This window comes from Nocardia sp. NBC_00881 (assembly GCF_045207455.1).
GTDB lineage: Bacteria > Actinomycetota > Actinomycetes > Mycobacteriales > Mycobacteriaceae > Nocardia.
The window spans coordinates 7,883,673-7,901,697 of the sequence record NZ_CP108798.1 but is presented as its reverse complement, the minus strand read 5'-3'; the positions used below and the strand labels follow the sequence as shown (position 1 = coordinate 7,901,697).

The 18,025-nt window shown below is 65.3% G+C and carries 12 protein-coding genes and 1 pseudogene; 7 read left to right on the top strand and 6 right to left on the bottom strand.

All coding sequences use genetic code 11. From position 1 onward, the window contains the following. The first annotated feature begins 159 nt into the window (after positions 1 to 159). On the top strand, positions 160 to 1,791 hold the full coding sequence (locus OH799_RS33605; protein ID WP_406272773.1) for a hypothetical protein: 1,632 nt from the start codon (positions 160 to 162) through the stop codon (positions 1,789 to 1,791). A 148-nt stretch (positions 1,792 to 1,939) separates the two neighbouring features. Here OH799_RS33605 and OH799_RS33600 read toward each other — a convergent pair whose 3' ends face one another. Continuing rightward, entirely contained in the window at positions 1,940 to 2,713 is a 774-nt protein-coding gene (locus tag OH799_RS33600; RefSeq protein WP_406272770.1) for an ESX secretion-associated protein EspG, read from the bottom strand. A 14-nt stretch (positions 2,714 to 2,727) separates the two neighbouring features. Beyond that, the gene (locus OH799_RS33595) at positions 2,728 to 4,467 is read right to left on the bottom strand and encodes a hypothetical protein (protein WP_406272767.1); all 1,740 of its coding nucleotides are present in this window, start codon (positions 4,465 to 4,467) and stop codon (positions 2,728 to 2,730) included. Positions 4,468 to 4,744: 277 nt separating this feature from the next. Here OH799_RS33595 and OH799_RS33590 point away from each other — a divergent pair, with 277 nt between their 5' ends. From OH799_RS33590 to OH799_RS33580, 3 genes are all read left to right on the top strand, one after another. After that, positions 4,745 to 7,219 carry a hypothetical protein gene (locus OH799_RS33590; protein WP_406272764.1) on the top strand — a complete coding sequence of 825 codons (2,475 nt, stop codon included), beginning with the start codon at positions 4,745 to 4,747 and terminating at the stop codon, positions 7,217 to 7,219. Then, on the top strand, positions 7,220 to 9,973 hold the full coding sequence (locus OH799_RS33585; protein WP_406272760.1) for a BTAD domain-containing putative transcriptional regulator: 2,754 nt from the start codon (positions 7,220 to 7,222) through the stop codon (positions 9,971 to 9,973). A gap of 292 nt (positions 9,974 to 10,265) precedes the next feature. Next, positions 10,266 to 10,946 (top strand): response regulator transcription factor, encoded by a 681-nt coding sequence (locus OH799_RS33580; RefSeq protein WP_406272757.1) that lies wholly within the window; start codon positions 10,266 to 10,268, stop codon positions 10,944 to 10,946. Between the two features lie 125 nt (positions 10,947 to 11,071). Here the strand turns inward: OH799_RS33580 and OH799_RS33575 are convergent, their stop codons facing one another. Further along, the gene (locus OH799_RS33575; RefSeq protein ID WP_406272754.1) at positions 11,072 to 11,365 is read right to left on the bottom strand and encodes a hypothetical protein; all 294 of its coding nucleotides are present in this window, start codon (positions 11,363 to 11,365) and stop codon (positions 11,072 to 11,074) included. 11 nt (positions 11,366 to 11,376) lie between these two features. Beyond that, complete coding sequence (locus tag OH799_RS33570) at positions 11,377 to 11,694, bottom strand: WXG100 family type VII secretion target (RefSeq protein ID WP_406272751.1); 318 nt, start codon at positions 11,692 to 11,694, stop codon at positions 11,377 to 11,379. Between the two features lie 938 nt (positions 11,695 to 12,632). On the opposite strand from OH799_RS33570, the gene OH799_RS33565 reads away from it, so the two are divergent. The 3 genes from OH799_RS33565 to OH799_RS33555 all read left to right on the top strand — a co-directional run bounded on the left by OH799_RS33565 (position 12,633) and on the right by OH799_RS33555 (position 14,465). Beyond that, positions 12,633 to 13,148 carry a gamma carbonic anhydrase family protein gene (locus tag OH799_RS33565; RefSeq protein WP_406272748.1) on the top strand — a complete coding sequence of 172 codons (516 nt, stop codon included), beginning with the start codon at positions 12,633 to 12,635 and terminating at the stop codon, positions 13,146 to 13,148. A 163-nt stretch (positions 13,149 to 13,311) separates the two neighbouring features. After that, a complete protein-coding gene (locus tag OH799_RS33560) occupies positions 13,312 to 13,497 on the top strand; it encodes a hypothetical protein (RefSeq protein WP_406272745.1) in 186 nt (61 codons plus the stop codon). Between the two features lie 266 nt (positions 13,498 to 13,763). Then, on the top strand, positions 13,764 to 14,465 hold the full coding sequence (locus tag OH799_RS33555; protein ID WP_406272742.1) for a TetR/AcrR family transcriptional regulator: 702 nt from the start codon (positions 13,764 to 13,766) through the stop codon (positions 14,463 to 14,465). A gap of 1,281 nt (positions 14,466 to 15,746) precedes the next feature. On the opposite strand, the pseudogene OH799_RS33550 reads toward OH799_RS33555, so the two are convergent. Both OH799_RS33550 and dctA read right to left on the bottom strand, forming a co-directional pair. After that, positions 15,747 to 16,304, bottom strand: a pseudogene (locus tag OH799_RS33550) (Eco57I restriction-modification methylase domain-containing protein); the annotation flags it as partial. Between the two features lie 139 nt (positions 16,305 to 16,443). Next, entirely contained in the window at positions 16,444 to 17,823 is a 1,380-nt protein-coding gene (dctA, locus tag OH799_RS33545; RefSeq protein WP_406282826.1) for a C4-dicarboxylate transporter DctA, read from the bottom strand. Positions 17,824 to 18,025: the final 202 nt, after the last annotated feature.

Below are 18,025 nucleotides of genomic sequence, written 5' to 3'. Positions count from 1 at the left end.
CCACGAACACGAATTCCTGGACTGGCAACCGGTTCGGTGCGAATCCTATCCGCCGCGGGAAGGGCCCGGAAACATACGGAATTCCCCCACCCGTGACCAGCTCGGTGTTGACGCCGATGCCGGCGGACAGGCAGAGCTTGATGTAGACATTGGAGTTGTATGGGTGACACGCTGAAAGCTGGTGAATCGCTCAGCAGCACTGGCACCAACCAACTGGTATCGCAAAACGGCCTGTTCCGGTTGACCATGCAGGCCGACGGAAATCTGGTGCTGTACGGTCCGAGTGCCGACGGCCGGACCGGCCCGAATGCGACAGCATTGTGGGAATCGAATACCGACGGCACTGGCGCCAACACTCTGGAATTAAGCCTGGGACAGCTCTGCGTATCCAAATACAGCAGCGACGGCAGCTGGACACGCGGACTATGGTCCACGACGAATCCCACCGGCGAGACCGAGCTCATCCTCCAGGATGACGGCAACCTCGTTTTGGTCGACACAAAAACCCGAGATGTGCTGTGGTCCAGGGATAACTGGCAGTCGATGAACCTCGACCGGGTGATCCTGGTACAGCCAGACGGCTCAACCGATGTTGTACGTGCACTCATCACGTACGCGGAGGGTGCGATCCAGAAGTCGGTCAACCTGTTCGGCACGCCCGGCAACACAACGCTTCCGCCTGACACCGATGCCCAGCTCGCCGATTGGAATCTACTCGATACCGTAAACCTGTCGGAATCGGCCTATGCGACCAACGAAAAGACAGCAGAGCTGATAGCTCAGGCCCAGATGTGGAAGGACAGCACCGACGGGGCCAGCGCTGCCGCCGACTTGGCCGCAACCACCAGCGATACGACTATGGCCCAGATCGGCGGCAAGATCGACGACACCAACGCCCAGTTCCAGGTCATACAACCCGCGATCTCCACCGATCCCGATGCCGAGGCCTGGGATGCCAATAATTACTACCTGAACGCAGCCCAGGTCCGGACTGTGCTCGACAACCTCTACCAGTTGCTGGGCGACGTGGAAACGAAGGTCGCTGACGCGGCCAGAGCCAACAAGGAGGCCGAAGAAAAGCTCACCCCGCCGGTCGAGGACCCACCGGTCGAGGACCCACCAGCCGAGAACCCACCAGCCGAGAACCCACCGGACAGTGACCTGTGGGCAGACGACCCCAGCATCGTAAATGCCGGAATGGACCCAGGATTCTTCGAGACCACCGACCCAGCCAGCTACACCGACGATGCCACCCTCGCAGATCTTCTCGGTGGTACCGGCAACGTCGCGACCGCCGCTGATCTCAGGTCGCCCGCTGGCCGGCTGAATGGCATACCAGCCGCCGGCTCGCCCACTCCTGCGACCGGAGTATTCGCGGATTGGCCGGGTTTCGACTTTACCGGCACATGGTCGACCGGCTTGCCGACCATGTCATGGCAGCCTCCGACCGCGCGTTGGCCACTTCTCGGGTCGACATCATGGCAGCTGAATCAGACCTGGTTCGGCACCCCGCCGCAAGTGGTGCGACCGGGGCCGATAGCACCGCCCGGTACCGACGCCGCGGTGGCCCCGTGGACACCTGATGCCCCTGGCAGGAGCATCTGTACAACATCTCGATCGCCCGACCTCGACCTGCCGTCGATCACCACTACCATCCCGATAGTCCCGAATCCGATTCATCAGACCGTCACTCCCCACGCCCGGGCGGTCATGGACGCGTCCGACGTGATGGAAATGGCCAGGCCTGGCACCGCCGGCACTGCATCGACTGCGGACTGGAACCCGGCCTGACCGAGCGCCTGCACACAGCGTCCGTCCACTGCATCAGCGAGCGAGGTCCGCTGCCGATCCACCGAACCAGCGCTTTCGAGCGTTCACCATTTCAGCTCGAAATTTCCTCATACGGGGGGCTTTTCGGTGTATCCGTGCCGCACGCGTTTCATCGGGTCGGTTCATCTTTGATCGTGCGTACCACGTCGGCGAGGCGGGAGTTGAGTAATTCGGTCATGCGGCGGTTTCCGGCGGGTATCGCGACCGGCGGGGGACCTGGTGTGATCGCGTAGCGGCCGTCTCCTACGATATCCCGCCACCGCAGTACATGTCGCGTGATGCCGCGGGGTCCGAAAACTGAAGCGCCCTGGCTTATCTCGATGACACCGACGCTGTCCGCCGCCGAGCTTCGAAACTCGGCGGACCGCTGCTGAGGTGTGTCATCGGCGGCCCGATGGACCGGACGGTAGTAAGTGTCGTCGAGTTCAGCTGTGCGATCGCCCATGGTGGTCAGCACCACCTCACCCCGGCTACCGGCGCAGGGTTGGTGCAGGGCCGACACGACGGCGTCGGACAGTGCCAGTACGTGGTGCTCGACAATGGTGAATCCGCCACTGTGCCAGATGGTTTCGCCGGGTTTCTGAGTCAGCAGAAACGCACGGTCCGCGCGGCGCACAGCGAGCAGCCGGATGTACGATTCCGGGTCCTTCGGGTTGCGCGGATCCCAACCGTATACCACGACGCGGATGTCAGGGCGAGCCACGACCTCGAGGATGCCACCCAGCGTGGGCACAACTTCATCCCGAAGTCGATCCTCGGTCTGCATTTTTTCCCGCTCGTAATCGCGGTGCAGCAGAGTAGAACTGGTGAACACGAACGGCCTGGGCAGCACGCCGTCCTCCTTCATCCGCTCCCACAGCACCACAAGCTCGAGATCGGTCAAGCTCCACATTCGATTCACTGTTCGAGCACCGGCCTGGTAGCGAATTGGGATTCACCCAAAGCCTCGTTCATATGCTCCGCGGAATTGAGATGTTCGGGCCGCTCATACTTGTTGCCGTCCTGCCGACCGCCCTGGCCCAACCCCGGTGCGCCCGGAGGATACCCGCCCATTGGGGGCATGCCTGCTGTCGGCATGGCGCCAAGCCCTGTACCCACAGGGATGCTCGCCCGTGGAAACAGCCGGGACGCTTCGTTGCGAACCGTATTCGCAGACAGACCTGGGCCGCCCGGGCCGATACCGCCCGCAGCGGACGGACTCCCTGCCCCAAGGCTGCCGGTTGCGGTCATGCCCGGTTTATGCGCGGCGCCGGGCGCGTTGGACAGGCTCGCTGGCAGAGTCGATCGAGAGCCCGCGGCCGCCTCCTTTGCAACGCTCGCCGCACCCTGCAGGCCGCTCACCGCGTCGCTGCCGAGACTACTCAGTTGACCGAGAGCGCTTGCACCCGAATTGATTCCATCTGCTGATCTCGGTCCATCACCGTAGCCTGCCCCGAGACCCCCATCCGGGTACCCACCCATATCGCCGACTGCGCCGGCACCACTCGTCGCCGCTGTCCAACCCGGCCCGGAGCCCGTTGTCCCGCCGGGCCCCAACGGGGGCCATTCAGGCCCAGGTGGTTCTGGATCCTTATCGGGATCCACGACCGGACTCATCGGCTCGGGTAGGATCGGCATCTTGGATGCCGACACAACGACACCCGGAACGTAGTGACGGGCAAAGTGAGCGCGGGCATGGAACAGGACTCGTGCGGCTGCCTCCTCGCCACTCTCGATGGCGCTCTCGTACCCGTTGTGGTCGACCAAGTCAGGTTGCGGCGTCGCCGGCATGAGCCACCGGGTGTTGTTGAGCCATTCCGAGGTGTAGCTGAGATTGTCCGCGACGACCCGGATACCCCCGGTGAGCCGGAACGATTCGGTGATGTAGTCGAAGGTAGCCTTCTTGGCTCTATCGGCGGCGGGGCTGTTCCAGCCGCACTTCCAATGGTCGCCATCGGTGGCGATGGACAAGGCGGTGTTGAGAGCACCCATGACGTCGTCCACCTCATCGGCCACCCAGTTCCATCTGGCCGAAAAGTCCAACAGTGGTTGCAGCACACCAGGAATGGCTTGACCGAGATCGTGGAGCTCACTCCGAGTCAGGGTGTACGCGTTCTCCGGATCGACGTCCCAGTACCCATCATCGCCGGGTCCCTCGAACTCTCCCCCGAACGCGATGGACGACGCCTCCGGGAACATCGGAGCGACACCGGATTCGGTAGACAAAGCCCCTTTCGTCATTTCGATCTCATACTTGTCCGGGTTGTCTTTCTTGAAGCCCCCCGAGGGAGTGATGAGATCGAAACCGGTGACCGAGTCGACCTCGGCGCCCTCGTATGCTTTGCCCGCGGCGACGAGCGTGGCGAACATGTTGGTGAGGATGCGGTCGTGCGAGTCCAGAATCAGATCGAGTTCGATCAGCTTGCCGTTGTACTTCTGCGCCAGGTCATAACCAGACTTCAGGCGCCCTCCCAACGGGCCGAGCGTTCCCGCCTTGGTGACCTCCGCTCGAATCCCCCGCACCCTCCCGAATGCGTCAGCGCACGCCTGTGCGCAGGCAATGGCGACGCCGTCAGCCAGGCTGAGCTTGCCCGAGCCCACGTCGTTCGACAGCTCCGTCCACCGCATCGCCATATCGTCCAACGAATTGCTGGTCATCCGACCACACTCCTCCCGAGGTAGCGCCGAGACACGTCGTCAAGGAACCGCGACGGCGCAACCGACGTCGAACCGGTCGGCGACCAACTCTTCCGGCGAATACCCGTGGAGCTCGCGACTCTGTAATCGCATTGTGTCGCGCAAGCCATCCGGCAGTCCCGTCCGCGTAAGGCAATCGACCTAGGAGAATGTAAGAATTTCGCGCGCTTTTCAGAGTTACAAACCACAGCCTCCGGCGGCTATCCCCACTTCTGGGAATGCTCGAAGATGACCGGCAATGACGCCGGAGCAAGAGAATCCGTACTGGAGCGCGATCGTTGGAGAGAACTGGCCCGTGATCTCCCCGGGGAGCTGGAGTGCCCTGGAGGAGCGGACGCGGGAAGGTGCGGCTGCGCTCGCGGTCGACGACGTCTTGCAGGCCAGGCAAAACTTCAACGAGGTAGTTCGTTCGAGCGAGGGACTGCAGCCGGTCAAGGACCGGATGCTCGCCCTGAGCAACGAAGTGCTAGCCCTCCAGGACGCTCTATTCGCTGCTGCCGACGCCTTCCGCGCCTTCTCCGACTTGATCTACCGGACGCGCAACAAGATTCTCGACATCGTCGACCAAGCATCGCGTGATATCCAGGACGACAAGAGGGGGAACGACGGCGATGGCGTCGATTACATCGTCGGCAAGGCACGAAGCGACGTCGACGACATCGCCCGGTCCGCGTTGCGGGAGATCAGCCCGACGGGACTGCCCGAACTTGCGCGGCTCGCCGATATTTTGGGAGCATCCGACCCGTGGGGTCCCGACCGTCGCCGCTCCGAGGGGGGTAAACCGACGCCGGATCATCCGGGCATCGGCGGTGTCCCGGAGGACCACGAAGGCGGGAAGGTACCCGCGGATCTGACGCCACGCCCGGACATCCGGTTCCCGCTGCTCCCGCTGGAGTTGACAGAACTACAGCCCGGAAGCCCGCCGCCTGGGCACGATACGAACATTCCCCCGGTAGGCGATGGCAGAGGGCCGACGGACGCCGGTCAGCCGTCGCACGAAAAAGGCGGGCGAACGATCGATTCCGGTGCCACACCTGCTGCGACGCCGCCCAACGCCTCCGGAACCCCTCTGCCGACGCCGCAGGATGCCGCGCCCACTGCGGTGCCGAACCCGGATCACCAGGCACCCGCACCGGAAAGCGTGACCGCCCACACTCCCGAACACGCAGCCGCAGAATCGAATGCGGCGTCCGTGCCGGATTCGACAGCGCCACAACCAGATTCAACAATGTCACAAACTGGTTCGACAACGTCACAGACGAATTCAGCATCACAAATGAATTCGGAACAACCGGATTCGGCAGCGTCGCCCGTAGATTCGGCGACCGAGCCCGAGTCTATGGACCTGGATCCCGAACCTACCTCGCGCACCGTGCCCGACCACGAGGCAAAGGACATACCGAATGTGCCGATCGCGATGCAGGGATCGGGTGTGTCGGCGATACAGATCGGAGCAGTGAGCCAACCGACCACGACACTGCCGCAGCCGGTCGGTTCGGGCGTTCCCGTCGCACCGACTGCGCCGGCGGCTGGCGCACCACCCGGTCCGGCACAGCCGAACCCGAACGCTCCACCCTCGCGGATATCGGCGCCCGCGGCATCTCCGGCACCCCCGGTATCCCCTCCGGCGCCCGCGGTATCGCCTCCGGTGCCCCCGGCGTCGCCGGACCGGGCCAAGAGTGCCGAGGCAGTGTGGGAAGCGGTCGGGGTCGCGATGACGGCCGCGGCAGCGCCTTCGTTCATCGTGGAGGAGCGCGATGCCGGCGACCTGGTGCTGGCACGGACACTGCTGAGCGGGGTATTGGCGGCAGTAGGTTCGGCGGTGCCGGGACTGGGGTGGGCGGTGTCGGTGATGCGTGGCCCCGGTGGTGTGTGCGTGTTCCTGACGTCGAACGAGGGCCGGGGTTGGCTCCCCGCGGGTTTGTGGTTGCCGCCGCAGGTATCGGTGCCGTGGGTGTGGGGCGAGTCCTTCGACCGCGGGGGCTTGATGTGGGAGGGCGTATCCGACCCGGCGCGGGTGCTGGTGGAATTCGGCGCCGCGTGGGGGGCGAAGTCGGGTGCTCGGTTGTCTGCGTTGGTGTCGTCGCAGGACGTGGACGCAGTACGGGCCTGGTGTGGGGATGTGCCGGTGGAACGATCGGTGGCTGGATCGGCGGAAGAGATGGACTTGGGTTCGCCGAGCGCGGGATTCGTGGATCGGTTGGGCGTGGTGGCCTCGCCGCCGTTGTCGGCTCACATCGAGGGGGTCGCGGATGACGCGGTGCGGCAGCGGTGTGTGGAGTTGGCCTGGGATGCGCATACGCGAGTGCAGAGAGCGGCGCGAGGTGCCGAGGGCGAGGTCGTGGCGGCGGTGCGGGAGCGCATCCTCACCGCCGTGCGGACCGACCGCGACGTGCCGGATGAGTGGTGGGACGAACTGCTGGACTCCGACAACGTGCTGGCGGCGTCGATGCTGTCGCGGCGCGTCGACGTAAGTCAGGTGGAGTTGGGCCGACTGCGGGCCGATCCCGCCGAAGGGATGGCGCTGCGCGGCATGGTTTTCGAGCGCCGCAGCGACGAACTGGTGCTACTGCTGGCCGCTGTCGAGCCGTCGAGGCAGATACTCAGGGACGCGGTCTATGCGTACGGCCAGATCATGGAACACCCGCTGTTCCCATCGGATATCCCCGCAGCCGGGCGACCCATCATCACCGCCGGTCCCCAGGGTGGATAGGTGGACGCCAGATTGCGGTTCGCGGTTCTCGGGCCCATGCGGATACACCGCGGCGACGAGACGGTGGCGGTGCACGGCGAGCTGCGCCGGAACCTGCTTGCGGTGTTGTTGCTGCGGGCGAACAGTCCGGTGCCCACCGACACGCTGCTCGAAATACTCTGGCGGGAGCGGCGGAATCCCAACACGCTGCAGCGCCTTCAGGTCCTGGTACACCGGCTGCGCGGGATCCTCGACGACCCGAACCGGCTTTCGGCGGATACCGGCGGATACCGGCTTCGGGTACTGGACGGTGAGCTGGACTCCGAACAGTTCTGCACACTCCTCGACCGGGCAAGCGAGTACACCCACGATGCGCAACGATGCGTCGAACTGATCCGCGAGGCCATGGGACTATGGCGCGCAACCCCCTACGAGGGGGTGGATCTGCCCGATCTCACTGTGGAGATCCAGCGGTTGTCCGAGCGGCGGTTGACGGCCCTCGAGCAGCTCTATGCCGCCGAGCTCCGCTGCGGCCGGCACGCGACGGTGATCGAGGAGGTGTCCGAACTCGTCGGCAAGCATCCGTTGCGGGAACGCCTGCACGACCTGCTGATCACCGCGCTGTATCAGAGCGGCAGGCGCGCGGACGCCCTCGCCGCCTATCGCGACGCCCGCAAGACTCTCGTTGACGAGCTCGGCCTGGAGCCGGGCCCGGAACTCCGTCGGCTCGAGAAACAGATTCTGGACGGCGAGTCGATCACGTCCGGTCCTCCACCGACGTCGGCGTCCGCCCCGATGCAGTTGCCGCACAACGTGTCCGGGTTCGTCGGCCGCGTCGCCGAACTGGCCCGGCTGGATCGACTATCGACCGACGGCGAGGCGGCGCGGATCTGCGTGATCGTCGGCAGCGGTGGCGTGGGCAAGACGGCACTGGTCATCCGGTGGGCACACCGGGTCATGGAATCGTTCCCCGACGGTCAGCTGTTCATCGACCTCCAGGGTTACAGCCCTGATCAACCGGTCGCAGCCGGCGACGCTCTCGCGACGCTGCTGCGGACGCTCGGCGTCGACGGGAGCGTCATACCCGCCACGCTGCCCGAGCGGGCGGCGCTGTTCCGGACAGTGGTCGCTCGCAAACGGATGCTTATCGTGCTGGACAACGCGCACGGCGCCGACCAGGTGCGGCCCCTGTTGTCCGGCACACCGAGCTGCTTCGTGGCGATCACCAGCCGAGATACCTTGGCCGGGCTGGTTGTTCGAGAGGGTGCGCACCGCATCGAACTGGACCCGATGACCGCCGACGAATCGCATTCGCTGCTCAGCCAGCTGCTCGGCGTCCGCTGCGATGCCGAGCCCGAGGCGTCCGCCGAACTCATCGAGCGCTGCGCCCGCTTGCCGCTGGCGCTGCGCATCGCCGCCGAACGTGTTCGGGCACACTCTCATTATCGAATCAGCGAGTTCGTCGCCGATCTCACCGCGGAACAAGCCCTCGACATGCTCGACATCGACGGCGATCCGCAGACTTCGGTGCGGGCGGTCTTCGCCTCGTCCTACCGTCATCTCGAACCGGGTGCGGCACATCTATTCCGGATGCTCGGCCCACACCCTGGATACGACATCGACGCCTACGCGGCGACCGCGCTCGTCGGCAACGGCGAACTGCGCACCACCCGGCGTAACCTCGAGCAGCTGGTACGAGCGAATCTTGTCGAGGAGTCGGCGAACCGCCGCTACCACGTCCATGACCTGGTCCGGGCGTACGCGACCGAACTCGCCGACACCACCGACACCGCGACGGAACGAGCACGCGCCCTTACCCGCCTGTTCGACTATTACCTGCAGACCGCCTCGAACGCCGCTCGCCTCATCGACGCCCTCGACGGTACGGTTCGCACCGACGGTCGGGTCCCGGTGTCCCCTACGCTGGCAACCCATGCGGCCGCGCTGGAATGGCTCGATACCGAACGCGGCACCATCATTCGGGCGGCGACGCTGTCGGCGGCGATCCACTTCCGGCACCCGGCCGATCCCGACGAGTCGGGCCTCGGCTCCTATGTCGACAGCTTCTCCAAAGCACTGGGCTGGTATCTCGATCTCGGCTGGCACCTCGACGACGCCTGGGTGTTGCACACCGCAGCCGCCGCGGTGGCGAAGGACCGCGACGACCCCATCGCCCACGGAATGGCACTCCGGCACCTGGCGATGCTGAAGGCTCGCAAAGGTGACCGAGCGGAGGCGCTACACGACATGGAGTGCGCCGCCGGACTGCTCGAACGAGCAGACGACGCGGCGACACAGGCTGCATGCGCAGGCAGCCTCGGTGTGATGTACGGACACGACGGCCGAACCGAGGAGGCCGTACACCATCTGCGAAGGTCCGTCGACCTGTACCGATCGATCGGTTACCGGTCACGCACCCACTGGCCGCTGGCCCATTTGGGCAACCTGCACTTGCAACAGGGACATCCCGATGTGGCGGAGACGTGTCTACATGAGGCCCTCGCCATTGCCGAGGAATGCGCCAGCCTCCCGTCGCAGGCCCACGTCCTCTGCGGGCTGGCGTCGCTGTACAGCGAACGTAAACAGTTCGACGACGCCCTGCGCCACGGCCTTCGCGCCGTGGCCTCAGCCCGAGCCGCGCGTATCAAACTCCTCGAGGGCCTCGCGCTGTACCACCTCGCCGCCGTCTACCGCGGGCTCGGCGATGACGAACTGGCACAGCGCCATCAGGACGAAACCCTCGTGATCTTCCAGTCCATGCACAACGGCCGGTAGAACGCGCAGGCGGTATCCGCGGTTCACCTTGCTCCAAGAATCGCGAGCCGCGCTGATCACTCCCGAATACGCTCCGGGACTTCCACGCCGGTAAGCCCGGAGTAAGCCTCGAGTAAGGACGGCAGGCGACCGTGAGCCCGAGTTGATGGGTCCATCCCAGGTGATGTGCTCCTCCGCTCCAAGCCGTTGTCAGTCATAACGAACACCACCGTTCAGGTGGTGGGGAGGTCGATCGAGCGTGAACCACGGGATGGATCGTTCACCTTTGGGAGAGCACGGCCAAGGCCGACCCATGCAGCTCGCGGTAGTCGGTGGCTCCAGCGCCGCCTTGGTCACCGAACTGCGCATGCGCGGCTTGACGGTCCAACAGTTGCCGCGCGGCGCCGATGTGCTGCGGACCCATCACGACTACGATGCGGTAATTCTCGACCTGGAATTGCCGGACATGTCCGGGTTGGCGGCGCTGGGGAAACTACGTCAGGTGAGCCGGATCCCGGTGGTGATGGTCGGAACCCGCACCGACGAGCGCACCGTGGTGCGAAGTCTGCGCGGCGGTGCCGATGACTACTTGGTCAAGCCGGCGCGAGTCACCGAGTTGATCGTGCGGCTCCAATCGGTCATCCGCCGCCTGTCCCGCGACCGAACGCCACCGCCGAACATGGTTGTCGCCGGCGATGTCCGGGTAGATCTGGCCGGACGGCGCGTCGAGGTGGCCGGTCGACACGTTCCATTGACCCCGATGGAATTCACACTGCTGCGGGCGCTCGTGCGGCAGCCCAACTCCGCGGTGAGCCGTCAGGAACTACTAGATCGTGTCTGGGGCAACGCTTTTCCCGGATCCACCCGCACGCTCGACGTTCACATCGGAACACTGCGGTCCAAACTCGACCGCCCCGGTCTGATCACGACGCTGCACGGCTACGGTTACCTTTGGAGCGGTCCGGACCCGGCGGCGGAACCGAAGGCCGGGTAGCGTGGCAAGTCCGAGGTGAGCTGGCACTGGCCCAAGCCGACGACCATGGGCGTTGGTGGCCTTGGTCGGCTGTTCCCCGTCACCCAATCGATACCAGGCGACGGGGAACAGCCGACATTACCCGGTCACCTGAAGCTGTCGGACACCTTCTTGTCGGCGGCGAAGGCGTTGATGAGAGCGTCGTCAATGGCACTCCGCATTTTCGCGAGTTTATCGCGGGTGTCGGAGAATTCGTTGATCCAGTTGTCGTGCGCCGCCTGGAAGTCCCCGGCGGAACTGTTGCCCTCCCACACCACATTGATCAATTTCCCCGCGACAATTTTGAGATTATCCACCTCTACCCCGAGAGTGCTTTCATGCGTATGCAATTGATCGATCAGTGTTTCCAGTGTGCCGCGGTCGTAATTCATGTCGGCCATGGAAGACCTTTCTAGACGAGATTGGTGAAGGAGTCGACGTTGCTCGCGTCGACGGACGTCAGCGTCTGGTTGCCTTCGGAGACCGTCTCCATCAGCTGATTGAGCTTTTTGTTCAGTGCGAACGCCTCCGCTCCCCATGCCTCGGCGGCCGCCTGGCAGGCGCCGGAGGCGTCGCCCTGCCACCCCCCTTTGGCGGCCTCGATGTCCTGACCGATGTTGTCGATCGTCCTGCGGACCGCGTCGACGGAGTTGATGAGTTCGTTGACGACGTCGGCGGCTTCCTGTTCGCTGAGATGAACCTTGCCGGCGCCGGGATCTGCTTCAACCATTTCTCTCCATTTCGTTGCCTGCCGAAGTAATAGTGATGAATATGCGATGGGTCATGCGGGCGAGGGCATCCATCTCGGAACCTCGATATCGTGACGCCATCCCAGTCCGGACAGAAGGCGCTAGCGCAGTTCCCTTACAGTCATCTAGGGTTTCTTACAGACATTTAGTTTTCGCGCCGCGCCGAAGAAAACCCGGAAACAAGACCCGCATCGTGTGGACCCCACGGTTATGCTGAGCAGCCCGAGTCCTAAAAGCCGCGGTTTCGCACTTCGACGGCAAATTCCCGCAGCGGCACGATCATGGTGCAGACCACCGAGAAACTTGCCGATCGATGCGTCCGTCCACGCCGACGAGCTGCGACATCTTTCGAACGAACTCGCCGGTCGGATACGGCGACTGCGCCGACAGTCCGCCAAACGCACCAGGCCGGGGCCGCCGCAACCAGCTGCCCCGAGCCGGGCCCCAACGCTGCGCCATCAGCTGCATCGACTTGCGAGGCCATCCGACATCAGGAGACCATCGAGTGGGAGGCGTGGAGCACATGCCGCAGCGCGGCCGAGCACCCGGCCGCAAGCTTCTTCAGACGGCGCTCCCGCTGTCGGGTGGAGCGACCCATCACGGAAGCCGCTCGAACCTCGGGCACAAAGCGCGACAGCGGACCGACATCGGGACGGTGTAGACCACTGCGCTGAGAACCGCGGTCGCGGTAATACCGATCGATCTCTTTCATCGAGAACGGGTCAACCGGACGCGCCGACCCGTGGCCGATAGTGCGGTACCCGCCTCCAGACCGTGAGCCGGCTTCCGCGTCGATTCGAGGGCGTGGATCACGACATCGACCAGGATCGCCGCCGACACCAACCGGCGAAACGACACCCGCAGCCGACCCGGCCGCCCACCGCGCCAGCTTCCAGGGGGCACGGCTAGGTTCGTGAACATGCGGATTCAGGTCGGCGAGTATGCGCCGGAAATCGAGGAGAGCGCGTGGATCGCGCCGAACGCCACAGTGATCGGCCGCGTCCTGCTCGCGACCGAGGTGAGCGTCTGGTATGGCGCGGTGCTGCGGGGCGACCTGGAGGCGATCGAGGTCGGCGCCCGGAGCAATATCCAGGACGGCTGCGTGCTACACGCGGACCCAGGCTTCCCGGTCACCGTCGGCACCGGAGTCTCGGTGGGACACAACGCAATCCTGCATGGGTGCACAATCGGCGACGACGTCCTGGTCGGCATGGGCGCCACGATCCTCAACGGCGCCGTCGTCGGAGCAGGCAGTCTGATCGCGGCGAATGCGCTGATCCCGGAGGGCGCGCGGATTCCGCCCGGCTCACTGGTGGCCGGTGTGCCCGGCAAGGTCCGCCGCGAACTGGGCGAGTCGGAGCAAGATCGCATTCGCCTGAATGCGACCGTCTATCTACACAACACATCCCGTCACCGCACGGCAAATGAGGTGTGATACAGAGCACATTTATCGAAGGCCCCGCCGGAAGCGCTGATAACATTCAGCCAGCGTGCCCGGCGACCCGGGGTCTCCTGCCGGAACGGTTGCCGTGCGGCTCGTAGCGCAGTGGTGAACCAACCCGGGTCGCTGGGTGAGCGTGCAGGCAGGAGGTATCACGGTGTCGTACGTGCAGTCGGGTGTACACCGGCCCAAGAGGCGGATCAGCGTGGCCGACATCGCGGCCCAACCTGGCGGAGTCGAGGCACTCCAGCGTCGGGTTCATGAATTACGTTCCACCGGTGTCAATTTCGCCGCGAACGCGATCGAGCAGGAAATGGCCGAGCTGAATCTACCCCGTCAGTGACTCGAACGCCACGGTCGCCGCGTGTCATGTTGTCGCGACGACCGTGACAGATCCGACCGTGGTGTGCTGATCCAGCGCAACCGGGGGCGGCCCGCATTCGCACCGGTTGTCAGCTACCGTCCAAGCGCGGACGCTGCGGTCTCGACAATGATCGGCAGGCGAAGTGTCTCGCGCGCAGGGCATTGTCGTCGCGCCGGAGTCCAGACCGTCCGATACTCGGTTCCCGTCGGACATGCCCGACCACACCGCGGTATCCCGGTGGAATAATGAACGTCCCCGTCCGCACCGTCGCTGTGCCGCTCCGCGCGGCCCACCCGCCTGGCGTCCGCGCCGAGACCACTGGAGATCCGATGCCTACCGTTCCGCCCATGCTGCAGCGCATCCTGGAGAAACCGGTCGCCGACGGCGAGAAGCTGCTGGAAAGCGCGCTCTCGGCGTTCCTGGACTTCGGCATCAAGCGGACCAGCATGGGCGAGATCGCGCGCCGCGCGGGCATCAGCCCGGCCACCCTGTACCGGCGCTTCGAGTCGAAGAACGACCTCGTCGAGGCGGTGAGTGTGCGGGAAGCGCAGCGCTTCGTCGCCGCTATCGACCGGCAGGTGCACATCGTTTCCGGCACCGACGATCAGCTTGTGGAAATCTTCGTCGCCTTCATCGGCGCCATCGCGGGCAACGAGTTGCTGCGCCGATTGCTGCGGACCGAACCCGACCTGATCCTGCCCCGGCTCACCACCGACGCGGGACCGATCCTCGCCGTCGGCCGCGGCTATCTGGCCGAGAAGCTGCGCGAACTACGGGCTGCCGGCGGCACGCACGACTTCGATGCCGACTTGGTCGCCGAGATCATGGCCCGGCTGGCTCTCTCGCTCGCGCTCACCCCCGACGGCCTCATCCCGGTGAGCGACCAGGATGCCGCGCGCGAGTTCGCTCGCCGCACCCTGCTGCCGATGGTCGGGGTCGGGGTCTAGCCGCAGACTGAACGCCGCCGCCACGCGCTCGTCCAACTCGATCTGGGCCGCGGCGTCGGGCGCACGGCCTTCGACCAACTCGCGGACCAGATCGACGACGTCCGCGGACCGGGCCGTGCCCGGGTCGGGCAGCGGAAGCCGCGACACGTACTGGGTGATCCAGCGCCGCCTGCCGGAGTACAGACGGTTGCCGCAGACCGCGTCGTAGAACCGTAGCCCGAGCTCCGAATTGGCTACGCCCATCAGCAGATACGCCAGCCTCACCGCGTCGGCGTCAGCGCAGGCCAGGTCGGACAGTGAGATCCAGTAGCAGTCGCCGTTGACCACCGCGCCCGATCGGTCCAGCGCGAAACGCGGACGATCGCTGATGTCCGGGAAGACGAGCTTCGGCTCGCGCCACAGGTGCGGGCGCTGCGGAACCCAGATCTCGAACCAGGCCCGCCCGCTCGCGGTGACATAGTGGCGAGCGGCGAGCGTCTTCTTGTTGGCCAGCAGATACGCCGCGGCGTCCGGGAAGTCGTCGAGATCGACGGGGGCGCGGCGTGAACGCGTCAGGTCGTAGGGATACAGCACGCGGATGTCTCGATGGCGGGTGGCCAGCCACGGGCGGAGATCGTGGTGGGTGATCAGGGCGAGCAGGAGCTCAGGCTCGGGGCAGGGGTCGGCTTCGGCCCAGCGGTCGGAGATGAAAACGCGGTCCGCAGTGGTCTTGATGCCGACCCGGATGCGCGCGACATCACCGAAGCTGCGCCAAGTGGCGGCGCCGACCTTCGCCAGCCAGATGTCGACCGCGTCGTGCGACATCCGCCACGCGGCGTCGAGCGCGCGCCCCCCACGGGACGCGGTATTCCCGCGTGTTTCCTCTCGTCGAGCCCGCGAACCATCCCTTTCCGAGCGCTCGGGAGACGCCGGAAACCCAACCGGCACGGTATCCGAACGTTCACTCGCAGTGAACCTCTCGTCGGTAAGAGCCTGCTCCGCTCCGAAACGCCGCGTCAAGGTGTCCGGTGGATGACGCCCGGTCACCAACCTGCCCACCTCGACGGCGAAGGTGCGCCCGTTGTGCTGGACGAGCGAGCGATGATCCGCTGTCAGCGCATCGAAAAGGTCCTTTCCACCGGGTATTTCGCCAGAGCTCACCTGATACGCGGAAACGTATCGGCAGCTGTCCCGGCAGCTGCCGCGACGCGCGATGGTGATCGCGGGTAGCACAGCCGCCGCGAAAAGTTTCGTATCGCCCAGGTCGTACAGTTCGACCGGTGCCAGCTCGCTCACCAGCAGCCGCCGAATGTTCGCACCCGCGTTAGTGGTCAGGAATCTATTAGCGGACAACAGGCCGAGCATGCCTCCGGTAGGCAGCAGCCGTGGCAGTGTCGCGACGAACGGATGCGTCAGATCGATCCGTCCGCGCAACCCGAAACGCTTGCTCAGCAGCTGTGCCGTCGATCCGCCCAACTGCTGGGTCCGCACGTACGGGGGATTGGTGATCACCGCGTCGAACGAACCGTCCGCGAGGTCCGCCTCGACCGCGAGGAAGTCGGCCACCTGCCAGTCCACGACAATCCCTGCTGCACCAGCCCGTTCGCGTGCCACCGCCAGTGCGTCGCCGTCGAGGTCGTAGCCGGTCAGGACAAGCCGGGCGCCGGGAAGCCGTGCCGCGACCTCCGCGTACACCGCGAACAGCAGCTCGCCGTCACCGCAAGCCGGATCGAGGACGCGCAGGACCCCGGATTCCGACGGCACGACATGCCGCAGCAGCCGGCCCGCAAGGAACCGCGCCAACGCGGGCGGCGTGTAATGCCTGCCGTGCCGCTTTCGGTCCCGCGTCTCGGACGCCATACCCGGATTCTGCCCCGTCCAACCGCTGCGATCGCGACAACGCGAACAACCCGGCCCTGACCAGCAGCGGCTCGTCGCACTGGTCCGGATCGAGACCTTCGATGCAGGCGTCTGGTCTTACGCCGCGGCGCCCGTGGATCTAGCGTCCTGTTTTCGCTGACGCCGCTACGCCAGAGGCGTCGGGCAGGCCTGGGCCCGGCTGCGGCGCCACAGTCGCGCCGTCGAGGACTGCGCGCATCCGCGCGATGTCCAGCTGACCTTCCCATGCCGCGACCACAACGGTCGCGACACAGTTGCCGAGCAGATTCACCGTGACCCGCATCGAGTCCATGATGCGGTCGGCGCCGAGCAGCAGCGCCACCGCCGCCACCGGGATCGCGCCGTGCCCGATGGCGCTGATCGTGGCCGACAGCGCCAGGAACGACGAACCGGGCACGCCCGCCATCCCCTTCGAGGTCAGCATCAACACCCCCACCGCGGTGATCTGCTCCCCCAGGCTCAGATCGACACCGAGCGCCTGCGCCAGAAACAGCACGCAGATAGACAGATACAGCGTCGCACCGTCGAGGTTGAACGAGTACCCGGTCGGGATCACCAGGCCGGTCGTCGCCCGGGAGCACCCCGCTCCGGTCAGCTTGATCATGATCCGTGGCAGAACCACTTCGGTGGAGGCGGTGCCGAGCGCCAGAAACAACTCGTCCTTGATGTATCGCACGAGCTTCCACAGGTTTACCCCGGCGAACACCCGCGCCACCACCGCGAGGACGAGCAGGAACAGCAGCGCAGCGCCGTAACAGCAGGCGATGAGCTTGCCGTAGCTGCCGAGCGAGGACAGACCGTACTGGCCGACGATGTAAGCCATCGCGCCGAACGCGCCCAGCGGCGCCAACCGCATGATCCATCCGATGATGGTGAAGAAGATTCGCCCGATGTGGTCGACCGCCTCCAGAATCATCGGCGGGCCGTGCTCACCGAACTTGGCGAGCGCCAGCCCGAACAGCACCGCGAAGAACAGCACCTGCAGCAGCATGTTTTCCGCGAACGCGGAAACCACCGACGCCGGAATAATGTTCAGCAGGAACTCGACGGTGTGCGGCAGCTCGCCGCTGCCGGTCTTCTGCGCGATCTTGTCCGCACCGGTGGCCAGAGTCTGCGGGTCGATGTCGAACCCGGCACCCGGCTTGACCAGGTTGCCGACCAGCAGTCCGAACAGCAGCGCGAAGGTGGTGATGACCTCGAAGTAGATCAGCGCCTTCACGCCGATCCGCCCCACCGATTTCATGTCGCCGACATGGGCGATGCCGAGCACCACCGTGCAGAAGATGATCGGCGCGATCACCATCTTGATCAGCTTGACGAATCCGTCGGCCAGCGGTTTGAGATCAGCGCCGAAATCCGGCCAGAGCGCCCCGAGCACTATGCCCGCCACGATGGCGACCAGCAACTGCACGAATAGCGACCGACACCACGGCGTCCGCGACGCCACCTCGTCGCCCACTTCCCCCGAGGATTCAATCATCACAGCCACGCGACGAACCCTACGAATCCCCTGTATCGCCCCGGTTTCCCCCGTGTTGCGCCTCCGCTACCCCATCGATATATCCCGACTTCACGCAACCGCTTACGTCTGCACGCATGCAACATCTGCGGGGAACTGAGCCGCCGTGCGAAGTCCGGTAGAAAACGCACAGTGGGCCCCGGACGTCTCCGGGGCCCACTGG